At 43.9% G+C, this 14359-nt stretch carries 15 protein-coding genes and 1 other annotated feature; of the genes, 12 read left to right on the top strand and 3 right to left on the bottom strand.

Annotated elements, in window-relative coordinates; all coding sequences use genetic code 11:
* Position 1 precedes the first annotated feature (1 nt).
* The 8 genes from H8Z82_RS00800 to H8Z82_RS00835 all read left to right on the top strand — a co-directional run bounded on the left by H8Z82_RS00800 (position 2) and on the right by H8Z82_RS00835 (position 8235).
* Entirely contained in the window at positions 2-1807 is a 1806-nt protein-coding gene (locus H8Z82_RS00800; protein ID WP_186993958.1) for an adenylyl-sulfate reductase subunit alpha, read from the top strand.
* Complete coding sequence (locus tag H8Z82_RS00805) at positions 1804-2118, top strand: 4Fe-4S dicluster domain-containing protein (RefSeq protein ID WP_173683673.1); 315 nt, start codon at positions 1804-1806, stop codon at positions 2116-2118. Before H8Z82_RS00800 ends, H8Z82_RS00805 begins: the two co-directional genes overlap by 4 nt.
* Positions 2119-2193: 75 nt before the next feature.
* On the top strand, positions 2194-3093 hold the full coding sequence (cysD, locus tag H8Z82_RS00810) for a sulfate adenylyltransferase subunit CysD (protein WP_019163124.1): 900 nt from the start codon (positions 2194-2196) through the stop codon (positions 3091-3093).
* Between the two features lies 1 nt (position 3094).
* The gene (locus H8Z82_RS00815; protein WP_186993959.1) at positions 3095-4735 is read left to right on the top strand and encodes a sulfate adenylyltransferase subunit 1; all 1641 of its coding nucleotides are present in this window, start codon (positions 3095-3097) and stop codon (positions 4733-4735) included.
* A 254-nt stretch (positions 4736-4989) separates the two neighbouring features.
* A complete protein-coding gene (locus tag H8Z82_RS00820) occupies positions 4990-5205 on the top strand; it encodes a hypothetical protein (RefSeq protein WP_186993960.1) in 216 nt (71 codons plus the stop codon).
* A gap of 142 nt (positions 5206-5347) precedes the next feature.
* Positions 5348-5602: a kinase gene (locus H8Z82_RS00825; protein ID WP_186993961.1), complete on the top strand. Its 255-nt coding sequence runs from the start codon at positions 5348-5350 to the stop codon at positions 5600-5602.
* A gap of 81 nt (positions 5603-5683) precedes the next feature.
* Positions 5684-6484, top strand: a complete 801-nt coding sequence (locus tag H8Z82_RS00830; protein ID WP_330607789.1) for a hypothetical protein — start codon at positions 5684-5686, stop codon at positions 6482-6484.
* 233 nt (positions 6485-6717) lie between these two features.
* Complete coding sequence (locus H8Z82_RS00835; protein WP_186993963.1) at positions 6718-8235, top strand: 4Fe-4S dicluster domain-containing protein; 1518 nt, start codon at positions 6718-6720, stop codon at positions 8233-8235.
* A gap of 7 nt (positions 8236-8242) precedes the next feature.
* Here the strand turns inward: H8Z82_RS00835 and H8Z82_RS00840 are convergent, their stop codons facing one another.
* The 3 genes from H8Z82_RS00840 to H8Z82_RS00850 all read right to left on the bottom strand — a co-directional run bounded on the left by H8Z82_RS00840 (position 8243) and on the right by H8Z82_RS00850 (position 11838).
* Complete coding sequence (locus tag H8Z82_RS00840) at positions 8243-9007, bottom strand: TIGR03915 family putative DNA repair protein (RefSeq protein ID WP_186993964.1); 765 nt, start codon at positions 9005-9007, stop codon at positions 8243-8245.
* A 22-nt stretch (positions 9008-9029) separates the two neighbouring features.
* Positions 9030-10568 (bottom strand): putative DNA modification/repair radical SAM protein, encoded by a 1539-nt coding sequence (locus tag H8Z82_RS00845; protein ID WP_186993965.1) that lies wholly within the window; start codon positions 10566-10568, stop codon positions 9030-9032.
* Between the two features lie 223 nt (positions 10569-10791).
* Positions 10792-11838 (bottom strand): FAD:protein FMN transferase, encoded by a 1047-nt coding sequence (locus H8Z82_RS00850; protein ID WP_243176357.1) that lies wholly within the window; start codon positions 11836-11838, stop codon positions 10792-10794.
* Positions 11839-12064: 226 nt separating this feature from the next.
* Here H8Z82_RS00850 and H8Z82_RS00855 point away from each other — a divergent pair, with 226 nt between their 5' ends.
* From H8Z82_RS00855 to rplL, 4 genes are all read left to right on the top strand, one after another.
* The gene (locus tag H8Z82_RS00855) at positions 12065-12247 is read left to right on the top strand and encodes a DUF6472 family protein (protein ID WP_019163105.1); all 183 of its coding nucleotides are present in this window, start codon (positions 12065-12067) and stop codon (positions 12245-12247) included.
* A gap of 94 nt (positions 12248-12341) precedes the next feature.
* Complete coding sequence (gene upp, locus H8Z82_RS00860) at positions 12342-12971, top strand: uracil phosphoribosyltransferase (RefSeq protein WP_019163104.1); 630 nt, start codon at positions 12342-12344, stop codon at positions 12969-12971.
* An 82-nt stretch (positions 12972-13053) separates the two neighbouring features.
* Positions 13054-13189: a sequence feature (ribosomal protein L10 leader region), on the top strand.
* A gap of 40 nt (positions 13190-13229) precedes the next feature.
* Complete coding sequence (gene rplJ / locus H8Z82_RS00865) at positions 13230-13739, top strand: 50S ribosomal protein L10 (protein ID WP_019163103.1); 510 nt, start codon at positions 13230-13232, stop codon at positions 13737-13739.
* A 62-nt stretch (positions 13740-13801) separates the two neighbouring features.
* Complete coding sequence (gene rplL / locus H8Z82_RS00870) at positions 13802-14176, top strand: 50S ribosomal protein L7/L12 (protein ID WP_019163102.1); 375 nt, start codon at positions 13802-13804, stop codon at positions 14174-14176.
* The last annotated feature ends 183 nt before the right edge of the window (positions 14177-14359 follow it).

Consider the following 14359-nt stretch of genomic DNA (forward strand, 5'->3'; position numbering starts at 1 on the left):
TATGAGGACAGAGAGAATCAAAACAGATGTGCTGATCATCGGCGGCGGTACAGCAGGATGCTTTGCAGCCTATGTGATCGGTCAGAAAAGTCATAAAAAAGTTTTGATCGCAGAGAAAGCGAACATTAAACGAAGCGGATGCCTGGCAGCAGGCGTGAACGCGTTAAACGCATATATTACAGAAGGCAGAGTACCGCAGGATTATGTGGACTATGCAAAAAAGGATGCCCACGGAATCGTAAGGGAGGATCTTCTTCTCACTATGTCAGAGAGACTGAATCATGTGACAAAGGTGATGGAAGACCTGGGGCTGGTTATCCTGAAGGATGAAAAGGGCAAATACGTTGCCAGAGGAAACCGAAACATTAAGATCAACGGTGAGAACATGAAGCCAATCCTTGCAAAGGCAGCAGCCGAACAGGAGAATGTTACAGTTCTGAACCACGTAAACATCACAGACTATAAAACAGAAAAAGGAAAGATCACAGGAGCTGTAGGGTTCAGTGTCAATGAAGAGATTTTCTATGATATTGATGCAGAAGCAGTTCTCTGTGCAACAGGCGGGGCTGCCGGACTTTACAGACCAAATAACCCGGGCTTTTCCAGACATAAAATGTGGTATCCGCCATTTAACACAGGTGCAGGATATGCAATGGGACTTCTTTCCGGTGCAGAAATGACAACCTTTGAGATGCGTTTCATTGCACTGAGATGTAAGGACACCATTGCTCCTACAGGAACCATTGCCCAGGGTGTTGGAGCAAGACAGGTCAATGCACATGGTGACATTTATGAGACAAAATATGGTCTGACAACCTCTCAGAGGGTTTACGGCACAGTGATGGAGAACAGAGAAGGAAAGGGTCCGTGTTACCTCAGAACGGAAGGCATTTCCAAAGAACAGGAGCAGGATCTCTACAAAGCCTACCTGAATATGGCACCGTCCCAGACTCTGAAATGGATGGAAGCAGGCAAAGGACCATCTGAAGAGAACGTAGAAATTGAAGGTACAGAACCGTACATTGTAGGCGGACATACAGCCAGCGGTTACTGGGTAGACAATAACAGAGCGACCACCATAGAAGGCTTATATGCAGCCGGGGATGTAGCCGGAGGATGCCCGCAGAAATATGTAACCGGCGCATTGGCAGAGGGTGAGATCGCAGCAGAGGCGATCCTGGAATATCTGAACAGGAAAGATGACAGGACCCTGGCAGAGAATAAAAAAGAGTCATCCGTATCAGAGGAAACAGCAGATATTATGAAGAATGACGAGGAGCAGAATCTATCTGAAATTGCGAAGGGTGATGAAGTACAGAATCTATTTGAAATTGCAGCAGCAAAGAAATCAGAATATGAAGCTCACTTAAATGCGCCCCGTTCCCTGATGAATGCAGAGCAGCTTGAGGAGGCCATGCAGAAAATCATGGATCAGTATGCAGGCGGAATCGGTACAGACTACAGATACAGCGAGACAAGTCTTGCAAAAGCAGATGAAAAGATCGCCGCACTTCTTCCTGTAGTGGACACTCTGGCAGCATCAGATACTTACGAACTGATGCAGATTTACGAACTCCGTGAACGGCTGATTGTATGCCGGGCTGTGATCGCACATCTGGCAGCCAGAAAAGAAACCAGATGGCACAGCTTCGGAGAGAATACAGATTACCCTGAGCAGAGTGAAGATTGGATGAAATATGTAAATTCCCGTATGGAAAACGGGAAGATCAGGATTCTGTACCGTGATCTGATCACAAAAGAAAGTGCAGATTCCAATACAGTAGCGAAAGGAGCAGGTGAAAGATGAGCATTCGGATTCAGAAAAGTAAATGTGTAGGATGCGGCAGATGTATCGAAGCCTGTCCCGGAAACCTGATCAAAAAGGACAAAGAGGGCAAAGCCTTTATCCGCCAGGTCAGAGACTGCTGGGGATGCACCTCCTGTATCAAAGAATGCAGCCGTGATGCTATCCGCTTCTTCCTTGGAGCTGATGTGGGAGGCAGAGGTGCAAGTATGATCGTGTCAGAGAAACCTGACATTTCCACCTGGACAGTGGAGAAGCCGGATGGCACCCAGATTACCATTCAGGTTAATAAGAAAGATGCCAATAAATATTAAATATAGCTGTCCCTCAGTCTGCTGACAGTAAGGAGACGGACAGTCAGGTATAAACAAACAGAGGAGGATAATGCAATGAGTAACTTATCTCATCTTGATGAGCTTGAAGCAGAAGCAATTTATATTATGCGGGAAGTGGCAGCCGAGTGTGAAAAGCCGGTTATGCTTTATTCTATAGGAAAGGACAGCTCCGTTATGCTCCATCTGGCGCTGAAAGCATTTTACCCGGAGAAACCACCTTTCCCATTTCTTCACATTGATACCACATGGAAATTCCGTGAGATGATCGAATTCCGTGACAGAATCGCAAAGGAAAATGGAATCGACATGCTGGTTTATACCAACGAAGAAGGTGTAAAGGCAGGGATCAACCCATTTGACAATGGTTCTGCATACACAGACATTATGAAAACCCAGGCTTTAAAACAGGCTCTGACTAAATATGGATTTACAGCAGCATTTGGCGGCGGCCGCCGTGATGAGGAGAAATCCAGAGCAAAAGAAAGAATCTTCTCTTTCCGTAACTCAGCCCAGGCATGGGATCCGAAGAACCAGAGACCGGAGATGTGGAAGCTTTACAACACAAAGATCCAGAAGGGTGAAAGCATGAGAGTTTTCCCAATCTCCAACTGGACAGAGAAAGATATCTGGCAGTACATTCAGCGTGAAAACATCGAAATCGTGCCATTATACTTTGCAAAGGAAAGACCGGTTATTTACAGAGACGGCAATATTATCATGGTAGACGATGACAGACTGAAGCTTCGCCCGGATGAAAAAATCGAATATAAAAAAGTCAGATTCCGTACCCTTGGATGCTATCCGCTTACAGGCGGCATCGAATCTGATGCAGATACACTGGATGAGATCATTGATGAGACATTAAGTGCTGTTTCCTCTGAACGTACCAGCCGAGTGATCGACCACGAGGCAGCAGGCAGCATGGAGAGAAGAAAGAGAGAGGGGTATTTCTAGGATGAAAGGATTATTGAAATTTATTACATGCGGAAGTGTGGATGATGGAAAATCCACTCTGATCGGACATATTCTTTATGATGCAAAGCTTCTCTACGCAGACCAGGAGAAAGCTCTGGAGCTGGATTCCAAAGTAGGAAGCAGAGGCGGTGCCATTGACTATTCTCTTCTTCTGGATGGCCTGATGGCAGAACGTGAGCAGGGTATTACCATCGACGTTGCATACCGCTATTTTACAACAGACAACCGCAGCTTTATCGTAGCTGACACCCCAGGTCATGAGGAATACACCAGAAACATGGCAGTTGGTGCATCTTTCGCAGATCTGGCAGTTATTCTTGTGGATGCATCCCAGGGAGTGCTGGTACAGACAAGACGTCATGCAAGAATCTGTGCACTGATGGGAATCCGTTACTTCGTATTTGCAGTAAATAAAATGGACCTGATCGGTTACGATGAAAAGCGTTTCCGCGAGATCGAGAACCAGATTGCAGGTCTGATCGAAGAGCTGAAGCTTGCCAATGTAACGATCATTCCGGTATCCGCTACAGAGGGGGACAATGTTACAACAAAATCTGATAACATGCCATGGTATGCAGGCGAAGCACTCCTTACACATCTGGAAACTGTAGACATCAAAGAAGATACAGAAAAAGGTTTCTATATGCCTGTACAGAGAGTCTGCAGACCGAACCATGAATTCCGTGGATTCCAGGGACAGATAGAGAACGGCACCATCAAGGTGGGTGATCTTGTGACAACTCTTCCAAGTAAAGAAGAGGCTCATGTAAAGAGCATTCTGGTTGGTGATAAAGAGGCAGAAGAAGCAGTGCAGGGTCAGCCTGTAACCATCCAGCTTGACAGAGAGGTAGACGTTTCCCGTGGATGCGTACTTACCATTGGTTCCGGTGCAGCGCTCACAGATTCTGTAGAAGCAGACATCCTCTGGATGGATGACAATGCCCTTACAGATGGCAAGAACTTCTTTGTAAAAATCGGCACCAAGATGATCCCTGGTCTTGTTACAAAGATTAATTATTCTGTAGATGTGAATACAGGGGAAAAGAAAAACGCCTACACTTTAAGGAAAAATGAAATTGCTTCCTGCACTCTGGAATTCTCAGAGAAGATCGTAGTAGATGAATTTGACAAACACAGAACACTTGGCGAGCTGATCTTGATTGATCGTATTACAAATATGACATCTGCCTGCGGTGTTGTAAGAAAAACACTGGTTTCCCAGGATAAATCCCAGATTGGAAAGGTAGACGAGCAGGTTCGAGCAGGATTAAAAGGCCAGACGCCGGTAGTGGTGGAATTTCCAATTGGTAAGGAAGGAATCACCCTTGATTTTGCAGAACAGGTAGAAAAAGGACTGGCTGTACTGGGAAGACATACCTATTTGTATCATCCGGCAGCGGGCGAGGATTACGCAGAAACTGTCCGCCATCTTAAGGCAGCAGGACTGATCGTGCTTCTGGTACTTGATGAAAATACTGCAAAGGATGGAACACTGAAAAATATGGATGGTTTCTATTCAAACTGGCAGATTGACGGAATCACCGTAAAGGATACCATTGATTTCGTGAAGAAGAAATCTGCATTTGCAGTACAGAATGCCCAGGATGGGAACTATATCTGATACAGCCTCCGATAACCGAATCAGGGAAGTCCCCTGCTTCAATTACGAAAAGCAATAAGCAGTGAACAGTAATACCGCAGAAACAGTGAAAGTTTCTGCGGTATTTTGCTTTCTTGACAAGTATGGCTGCAGCAGATTATACTCGGTTGTGTAGAAGAAGGACTGCTATATCTTTGATATCTACGAATTGCTCCGCTGCAAAGCAGCTCTCGCAATTCTCAAACATTCATATAGATAGGAAAGATAGTATAAATATGCAGACAAATGATGAAAGCAAATTAAATCAGAATAAGCTGACGCGCTCTGTAAAAGCCAGTCTTTTTTCCTGTGTGGAACCGGTGGCCTCTATGGTATTAACTGCAGTCTGGATGAAGGTCAGCTTCACTACACCGGATTTGATGGGAACTCTGTTTGTAATTGCCACGAGCATAATCCTGGCAATTCCTACAAAGAAAAAAATAAATCAGTAAGGATACTACAAAGACATTGCATATTACACATTATGTCAAAGAATGTGTTATAATTGATTTTGTATAATATTGCGTATTGGGATTGGTTTTGCAGTATAAACTGTTATAAAACAGGGCTGCGCAGTTGAATGGAGGTATTTTTATGCGGCTGAAAAAAGTACAGAAAGCGTTGAAAACGAAAAATATTAACTATGAATATACGGAAGAGAACGGGTGTGGAAGTATTGATTTTATGTTCCGCGGTCTGAGATTTCATATATGGGAATATGAGGACCGTGTCTGGGGAGCTGAGACAAACGTATTTGAAGCAGGCAGAAGCCAGGATATTGAGGGTGCTTATGAGGATGTTATTTCGGACGAGATCCTTTCATGGCCGGATATGCTGCCTGGAATGTAAGTATTTGTCCTGTGAAGATCAAAAAGTAAGCAACAGGCGGGGTGTCTGTAGCAGAAAGTGCGATCATAAACCTGAAAAGGAGTGAGATTTACGAAAAAAGATCAAACCAGACGAATGGTGTTGACGGTGTGTCTGGCGGTTACCTATATGTTTTCAAATGTGTATGCAACAGAGATTGCAGGTCCGCCACGGCCGAAAATCCTGACAGTTACGCCCACACCGACAGTAAAACCGACACAGACACCAATATCAACACCGGAGCCTGTACCAACACAGAAACCAACATCAACACCTGTACCGGATACTGCTGAAAAAGATGTATCGGATCCGGCAGATCAGGGAACATTAAGCAGACCAGATCACCCGGATACGATTTCAGCAGACAAGCTTGTTTTCATTGGAGATTCCAGAACAGAAGGTCTGAGGGATGCGGTAAATGATGACAGTATCTGGTCCTGTCTTTCTTCTATGGGATATGACTGGATGGTATCTACAGGTGTGCCGCAGGTAGAAGATCAGATAGAGGACAATACAGCAGTCATCATCCTGATGGGAGTCAATGATCTCTATCATGTGAATGATTATATCAGCTATATTAATTCCAAGGCAGCAGAATGGGGAAACCGTGGAGCCCAGACATATTTTGTATCTGTGGGACCGGTACAGAATGATCCATATTGCAGCAATGCGGAAATTGAAAGTTTTAATGCGGCAATGCAGGCCAATCTGAGCGGAGTTACCTACATAGATGTATACTCCCATCTGGTATCTGAGGGATTTTCCACTGTAGATGGAACCCACTATCCGGACAGTGTATCTATAGATATTTATAATTACATATTGGATCATCTGGAAGAGCAGAGGAGTGGGATTTGGGGATAATTCAGCGGAAATTTTGATGTTGTGTTGAGCCTGGAAGCATTTGGTGATATGATATGCAGATAAGGAAACGGAAATGAGCGGAATTTCGTTTCTCTGTGAAGTGGCTGAAAGTTCAGCAGGAGGAAAAATGAGTGTGCTGATTGCAGCAGCGATGAAATTATAAATGGAAATTGTTCGGTGTTCCTGCAGTGGATTACTGTACAGTTATCCGAATTGAGAATCAGGAGGAAAGAATGAGAGGACTGTATTCATCCAAAACAGAAATCAGACACAAAATTTTTACAGAAATTGCGAGGATGGCATATGAAGGCCAGTCTCCGGAGACACTGGAGGAGCTTCCCTACAAAATCGTACCCGGCGAGATTGCTTCCTACCGTGACAGTATTTTTCTGGAAAGAGCAGTAGTTGGAGAGAGACTTCGTGTGGCAATGGGAATGTCACTGAGAAAGATCACAGAGCATGCACCGATTTCCAAAGGTGTGGAGGCCAGCATTATGGAGGAAAAATATTATGAACCGCCTCTTATTAATGTGATCAAATTTGCCTGTAACTCCTGCCCTGAGAAAAGAGTGATGGTCACAGAGGGCTGTCAGGGCTGCCTGGAGCATCCCTGTGTGGAAGTCTGTCCAAAGAAAGCCGTGCATATGAAGGACGGCAGATCCCACATTGACGAGGATGCCTGTATTAAATGCGGAAAGTGTCTGGAAGCCTGTCCGTATAATGCTATCATTAAACAGGAACGTCCCTGTTCAAAGGCCTGTGGCATGAATGCCATTGGCTCTGATGAATATGGAAGAGCCGAGATTGATCAGGATAAATGTGTATCCTGCGGACAGTGTCTGGTAAGCTGTCCGTTCAGTGCTATTGTTGATAAAGGCCAGATATTCCAGACTATTATGGCACTGAAAAGTGAGACACCTGTATATGCCATCCTGGCACCTGCCATTGCAGGACAGTTTCCCGGTATGGAGAATTCCAAGATCAGAGGTGCTTTTCAGGCACTTGGATTTACAGATGTGAGAGAGGTTGCTATCGGTGCGGATCTTTGTACAGTGGAGGAAGCGAAGGACTTCCTGGAAGAGGTTCCTGAGAAACTTCCTTTCATGGCTACTTCCTGCTGTCCATCCTGGTCCATGATGGCCAAGAAATTATTTCCGGAACAGGCCAAGTGTATTTCTATGGCACTGACACCTATGGTTCTTACTGCCAGACTGATTAAGCAGAAGGAACCTGACTGCAAGATCGTTTTCGTAGGTCCCTGTGCAGCCAAGAAGCTGGAGGCAAGCCGTAAGAGCATCCGAAGCTATGTGGATTTTGTACTGACATTTGAAGAAGTGGCCGGTATGTTTGAGGCAAAGGGAATAGACTGGAAGGATATTCCGGAAGGAGAGCCACTGTTCTGTGCAAGTGCTGACGGAAGAGGCTTCGCAGTCAGCGGAGGTGTGGCAGAGGCAGTTGTCCATGCAGTGAAGCGTATTGATCCGGACCGTGAAGTGAAGGTAATGAGTGCAGAGGGCCTGCAGAATTGTAAGAAAATGCTTCAGATGGCCAAGCTTGGAAAATATGACGGCTATCTGTTGGAAGGAATGGCATGTCCCGGCGGTTGTGTAGCAGGTGCCGGCACTATCCAGACAGTTAAAAAGGCAGCAGCAGCTCTTGAAAAAATGAAGAAAGAAGCTTCCTTCACAGAGTCTTATGATTCAGAATATAAAACCAGACTGGAAAGCCTGGAAAAATTTGAGGTGGAGTAAGATTCTGCTAATTTTTAAATTCCACAGCATGCTTTCGCTTCCAGATGGGGAATAGGTTTCTCTGGCAGACGTAATTCTCTCTCTGTTTAATGCTGACAGCATGGAAAAAGGTTTTCCACATATCAGTGAATTCATCCTCATATGCTTCAGTCTGTTGCAGAGTCTTAAACTCTTCCTCTGTAAGATAACGCAGATAGTTTTCGCCGTCCATTGGGTGCACACAGGCAATTTTACGGTTATCGTCAATGATCATCCAGTGTTCTGAGGGCATGCGGTCTGCGAAATGTCTGCCAACCAGCAAGATCACATCATTTTGGGGTTCCAGATGGCTGATATATACCCTGGAATCCAGACTCTGGAAACGGGCAAATTCCCGGAAATGATGGGCTTCATTGGATACCCTGCGCCGGATTTCCAGAAGTTTTACCACATGAGGGTTGGTATATAGCCGGGTTACAGTATTTCCCACTGCGAAGCCTACCCTCAGAAAATTATAAATTGCCTGTAGAGCATCTTCATCTGCAGACAGGGAAGCATAGTAGATATCCAGATAAGCTTCCTCTGAAATATCTCTGCGGATAGAACGGATCACTTTTTCTGCTTTGGAAGAATTTCCGTCTACGTGGATATACTCATCAAACATTGTCTGTTGAAATACAGGTTCTTTTCTTAATTGTATCTGACTGTGACCCACCTTCAGGGCAGCAGACCAGGCATCATAGATGCAGGTCATGATGTCCTCAAGGCGGTCCTGACATGTAAATATTTTCATGAATTTTCTCTTCTTATTATTCCTATTTTATTCCAAAATCTGCAAGGGTCATCTGGGAATAGGATTCACCGGAATGCCGGATCTTCCACAGATCGTTTTTATCTACAGTGACTAATTGTCTTGTGATGTATTCCTGTTCAATGGGAGTATGATACATCTGTTTTCCCCCACAGGTAATAAAATAGTGCGCTCGTTTTAACACCACGCCCATTTTCTTTAAGCTGTCAAAATCCAGCCTTCCATATCGTCTGGCGTGGGTGATACGGCTGGCTGATTTTGGGCCGATGCCGGGAACGCGAAGTAAAACTGGGTAGCTGGCTCTTTCCACATCCACAGGAAACTGATCCAGGTGACGCAGGGCCCAGTCACATTTGGGGTCTAACAATTCATTGAAGTTTGGCTGCTCTTCCGATAACAGTTCCCCTGCCTGAAATCCATAGAAGCGCAGTAGCCAGTCTGCCTGATACAGGCGATGCTCCCGCAGAAGAGGAGGCGGTGTGCCAATCTGTGGAAGAACCCTATCCTCATTCAGTGGAATGTAGGCAGAGTAAAATACACGCTTCAGATCAAAGCCCTGATATAATGCCTGAGTAGTCTGCAGCAGAGTATAATCACTTTCCCCGGTTGCGCCAATGATCATCTGGGTGCTCTGGCCTGCAGGTGCAAAGCTCCGTTTCAGATCAGACATATCACGGGGTGCCAGCTGGCAGGCATTCTCCCAGGTGAGAATTCGATTGTACATTTCGTTTTCCCTGCCTGAAAATACATTTCGGCCATCCTTTGTCGGAGCCTTGTAACCTTTAAGTTTTGCATCCATGTTCTGATTTTCAAGCTTCTCTCTGAATATTTTCTTGGAGTTATCTGAAAAAATTCCCTGATTTAAAAACTGATTTCCACGGCTCCGGTCCATATATGCAGACTTGCCCACAGCTATTCTGTGGGAGGCAATTGTGTTCTGCACCTTTCCCATAGGATTCAGGATGTTCTGCATGGTCTTATTCGGTGCCAGCAGGTGCAGGCTTTCCTGGGTGGGAAGCTCCATATTTACACTGATACGATCAGCCAGATATCCGGCTGCAGCCAGAAGCTCGTCAGAGGCTCCGGGAATAGTTTTCACATGAATGTATCCGTTAAAATGGTATTTGGTACGGAGAAGCAGCAGTGTTTCGCACATCTTTTCCATAGTATAGGTAGGATTCTTCAGCACTCCGGAGCTGAGAAACAGTCCTTCAATATAGTTTCTTTTATAAAATTCAATGGTTAACTGACAGATCTCTTCAGGGGTAAAGGTTGCTCTGGGTACATCATTGCTGGAACGGTTGATGCAGTATTTGCAATCGTAGGCACAGTGGTTGGTCATCAGGATCTTCAGCAGAGAAATACACCTTCCGTCTGCAGCAAAACTGTGACAGATACCGCATGCCTCCGCATTGCCGAGCTCTCCTTTCTTACCCCGGCGGCTGGAACCGCTGGAAGTACATGCGACATCATATTTCGCTGCATCAGCCAGAATCTGTAATTTCTCCTGGGTGGTATAAGTGCTGTCTGTGATGGAATTCATATCCTTATTATACAAACTAATGTTCGATAATGCAAGGACTATTTGAACATTTGTTCCCTATGAGGCTTTTCTATGTTACTGTTCACTGGTAATATCCCGCGAGGTGTTTTTTGTGAGCGAAGGTCACAGAAAACCCGAGACATACCGCGCGAATTTATGCGATTAGCATAAATTCTGTGCATCGCGAAGCGTGTTGCTGTGAACGGAGTGAACAGTAACTTTTCTATTTTGTTTCCGTAACCTTGATTTTTTTCCGGAAGTCTTTGGTATAGTGAATCTCATAATCAGAAGTTACAAAAAATGCCTGTACATCGTCCAGGGATTCAGCAAGCTTCATGCCGTCTTCCAGACCCATGGCAAAGCAGGTGGTACTCAGTGCATCCCCGCCCACAGACTTGTCGGAAATAATCGTAACTGTGATCAGTCCATTGTCATAGGGATAGCCGGTTTTGGGATTGAGCAGATGATGATATAATGTGCCATTCTGTTCAAAGCATCGTTCATAAATCCCGGAAGAAACCACTGATTTATCTTTGATATCCATAACAGCAATGGTCTCACTGCGGTCTGCAAACGGTTTCTGGATCCCAATCTTAAAAGCAGAATTGTCCGGTTTTTCGCCAATACAGAGAACATTTCCGCCAAGATTGATGATCGCACTTTTCACATTCCGGGAAACCAGATAATCCTTCAGACGGTCTGCAATATAACCCTTGGCAATAGCACCAAGCTCAATTGCAGTATCGTCTGTTTTTAATGTAATCTCATTTTTAACTCTATCAACAGAAATATTGTGATAATCACATTTGGGTAATGCTGCCTGAATCAGACTGTCTTCCGGAACTTGCGGATCTTCTGCGGTAAAATCCCACAAGGAAGTCAATGGCTCAATCGCAATATCGAAAGCACCATCTGACAAATCAGAATAATAAAGTCCCTTCTGAATCAGTTCCGCCAGAGAATCCGACACCTGATAAGTATCCTCTGTCCCATTCACTGGTGTAAGCTGTCTGTGGTTTAGTTTATATAATTCACTGTCGCTTGCAGTACGGCTGAATATTTTCTCATATTTATCACATAAATTCATACATTCGGTGAGCAGATTTCTATCCTGGGAATCATAAATAGTGACAGTAACTGCGGTATTCAATTTAATCGCGGTAGTAGAAATTGGCTCCTGAGAATCAGCAGCTGTATTTTTCCCGCTTTTTGTCTGTGTCGAACATCCGGACAAAACAGCCGGACATAATATAAGAGACGCTGTGAACATTGAAAAAACACAGCATTTTATTAATTTTTTTGCAGATATATGATATAATGACATAAATGTAACCTCGTTTTATAGCAGATAAAAGCAAGCTTTCACCTGTTGCTTATTGCTTTTCACAATTGAAGCAGGGAATTTCTTTGATTTGGTTAAATAGGAATTGCTACTATAAGTATATCAGAAATGACAAAAGTTGCAAAAGTATCTTTTGAGAAAGGAGACTCTAGCTATGTCCAATGCAGTAAACTGCGAATACTGTGTAAATTACAGTTATGATGACGATTACGAATGTTATACCTGCGAAGTCAATCTTGATGAGGATGAGATGGTAAAATTCATTACAGGGAATTTCCATCAGTGTCCATATTTTAAGATGGGTGATGAATATCGGATCGTGCGCAAACAAATGTAAAATAATAAAAATCCCCCTTTTGTAAAACGATGCTATGCATTATAATAGGAGAACAGAAAATAAATAGGATACCACCAAGAGAGGAAATAGAATAATGGAAAACGTTTATATTATGGACCATCCGCTGATCCAGCACAAAATCTCCATGCTGAGAAATAAAAGCACAGGAACAAATGAATTCCGTAAATTAGTAGAGGAGATCGGCATTCTTATGGGATATGAAGCCCTTCGTGATCTTCCGGTAGAAGACGTGGAGATCGAAACACCGATTGAAACCTGTATGACACCGATGATCTCAGGAAAGAAGCTGGCAGTGATCCCTGTACTCCGTGCAGGTCTGGGAATGGTAAACAGCATCCTTACACTTGTACCGTCTGCAAAGGTTGGACACGTAGGACTTTACCGTGATCCTGTAACACATGAACCTCACGAATACTACTGCAAGCTTCCGGAATCCATTGATGAACGAATTGCAGTTATCGTAGACCCAATGCTTGCAACCGGAGGCTCTGCAGAAGCAGCCGTTGATTTTGTGAAAAAACAGGGCGGAAAAAATATCAAATTCATGTGTATCATAGCAGCTCCTGAGGGATTGAAACGCCTTCACGAAGCACATCCGGATGTGCAGATCTACTGTGGCCACCTTGACCGTGAGTTAAATGACCACGCCTACATCTGTCCGGGTCTTGGCGATGCCGGTGACCGCATTTTCGGAACAATGTAAGGGAGCTGTATCTTTCTAATAACTATTAAAAAACTATTGAAAAAAGTAAAAAAACTATTGACAACCCCTATTTCGTATGCTATCTTATATCAGAACGCTGCCGAAGACAGTAGGTGCCGCAAGGCATAAGGATGTAACCGCCTACCGAGGACTAAGTATTCTTTTATGGAGATTACACAAGCCTTACTGTCATGCAGTAAGGCTTTTTCTTTACTCATTGCAGCGGTATACAAAATCTATAAGGAGGTGTACCATTTCATGGCAAAAGTAGAACTTAAACAACCAATCGTAGACGAAATTATCAGCAACGTGAAAGAGGCAGAATCTGTAGTACTTGTTAACTACAGTGGTCTTACAGTTGAACAGGATACTGCTTTACGTAAGGAATTAAGAGAAGCTGGTGTACAGTACAAGGTTTACAAAAACACAATGATGCATCGTGCATTCGAAGGTACTCAGTGTGAAGAACTGATCCAGCACTTACATGGAACAAACGCTCTGGCAATCTCTGCTGATGACGCTACTGCTCCTGCAAGAATCCTTGATAAATTCGCTAAGAAGAACCCGGCTTTAGAGCTGGTAGCAGGTATCGTTGAAGGTAACTATAACGATCAGGCAGGTATTCAGGCACTGGCAGGCATTCCTTCCAGAGAAGAACTTCTCGGAAAACTGCTTGGAAGCATCCAGTCTCCTATTACCAACTTTGCTCGTGTGCTTAATCAGATCGCTGAGAAAAACGGTGGTGCTGACGCAGCAGCAGCTGAATAATCCTGAAATAACAGGACAAAAAATAACGAATAATAAAATATATTATATGGAGGGAATTTAAAATGGCAAAATTAACAACAGAAGAATTTATTGCAGCAATCAAAGAATTATCTGTATTAGAATTAAATGATTTAGTAAAAGCTTGTGAAGAAGAGTTCGGTGTATCCGCAGCAGCAGGTGTTGTAGTAGCAGCAGCTGGAGCAGCTGGAGAAGCAGCTGAAGAAAAAGATGAGTTCGATGTAGAACTTGCAGAAGTTGGACCAAACAAAGTTAAAGTTATCAAAGTTGTTCGTGAAGTAACTGGCTTAGGTCTGAAAGAAGCTAAAGAAATGGTTGACGGAGCTCCTAAGGTTGTTAAAGAAGGCGCATCCAAAGCAGAAGCTGAAGATATCAAAACAAAACTTGAAGCAGAAGGTGCTAAGGTTAACCTTAAATAATTATCTTCTTTGTGAAAAGAATTTTATGCAGGAATGTTTCGACATTCCTGCATTTTTGCTCTGTGGCTGTCTGTGTGATGCAGGTACACGGGGCTGGAAAAATATAATAAAATATTTGGAAAAAAATGATTGACAGGCGTATCTTGTTGTGCTATAGTGAAGAATGCTATATTATGGCAAGAT

Source organism: Blautia difficilis, assembly GCF_014297245.1.
GTDB classification, from domain to species: Bacteria; Bacillota; Clostridia; order Lachnospirales; family Lachnospiraceae; genus Blautia_A; species Blautia_A difficilis.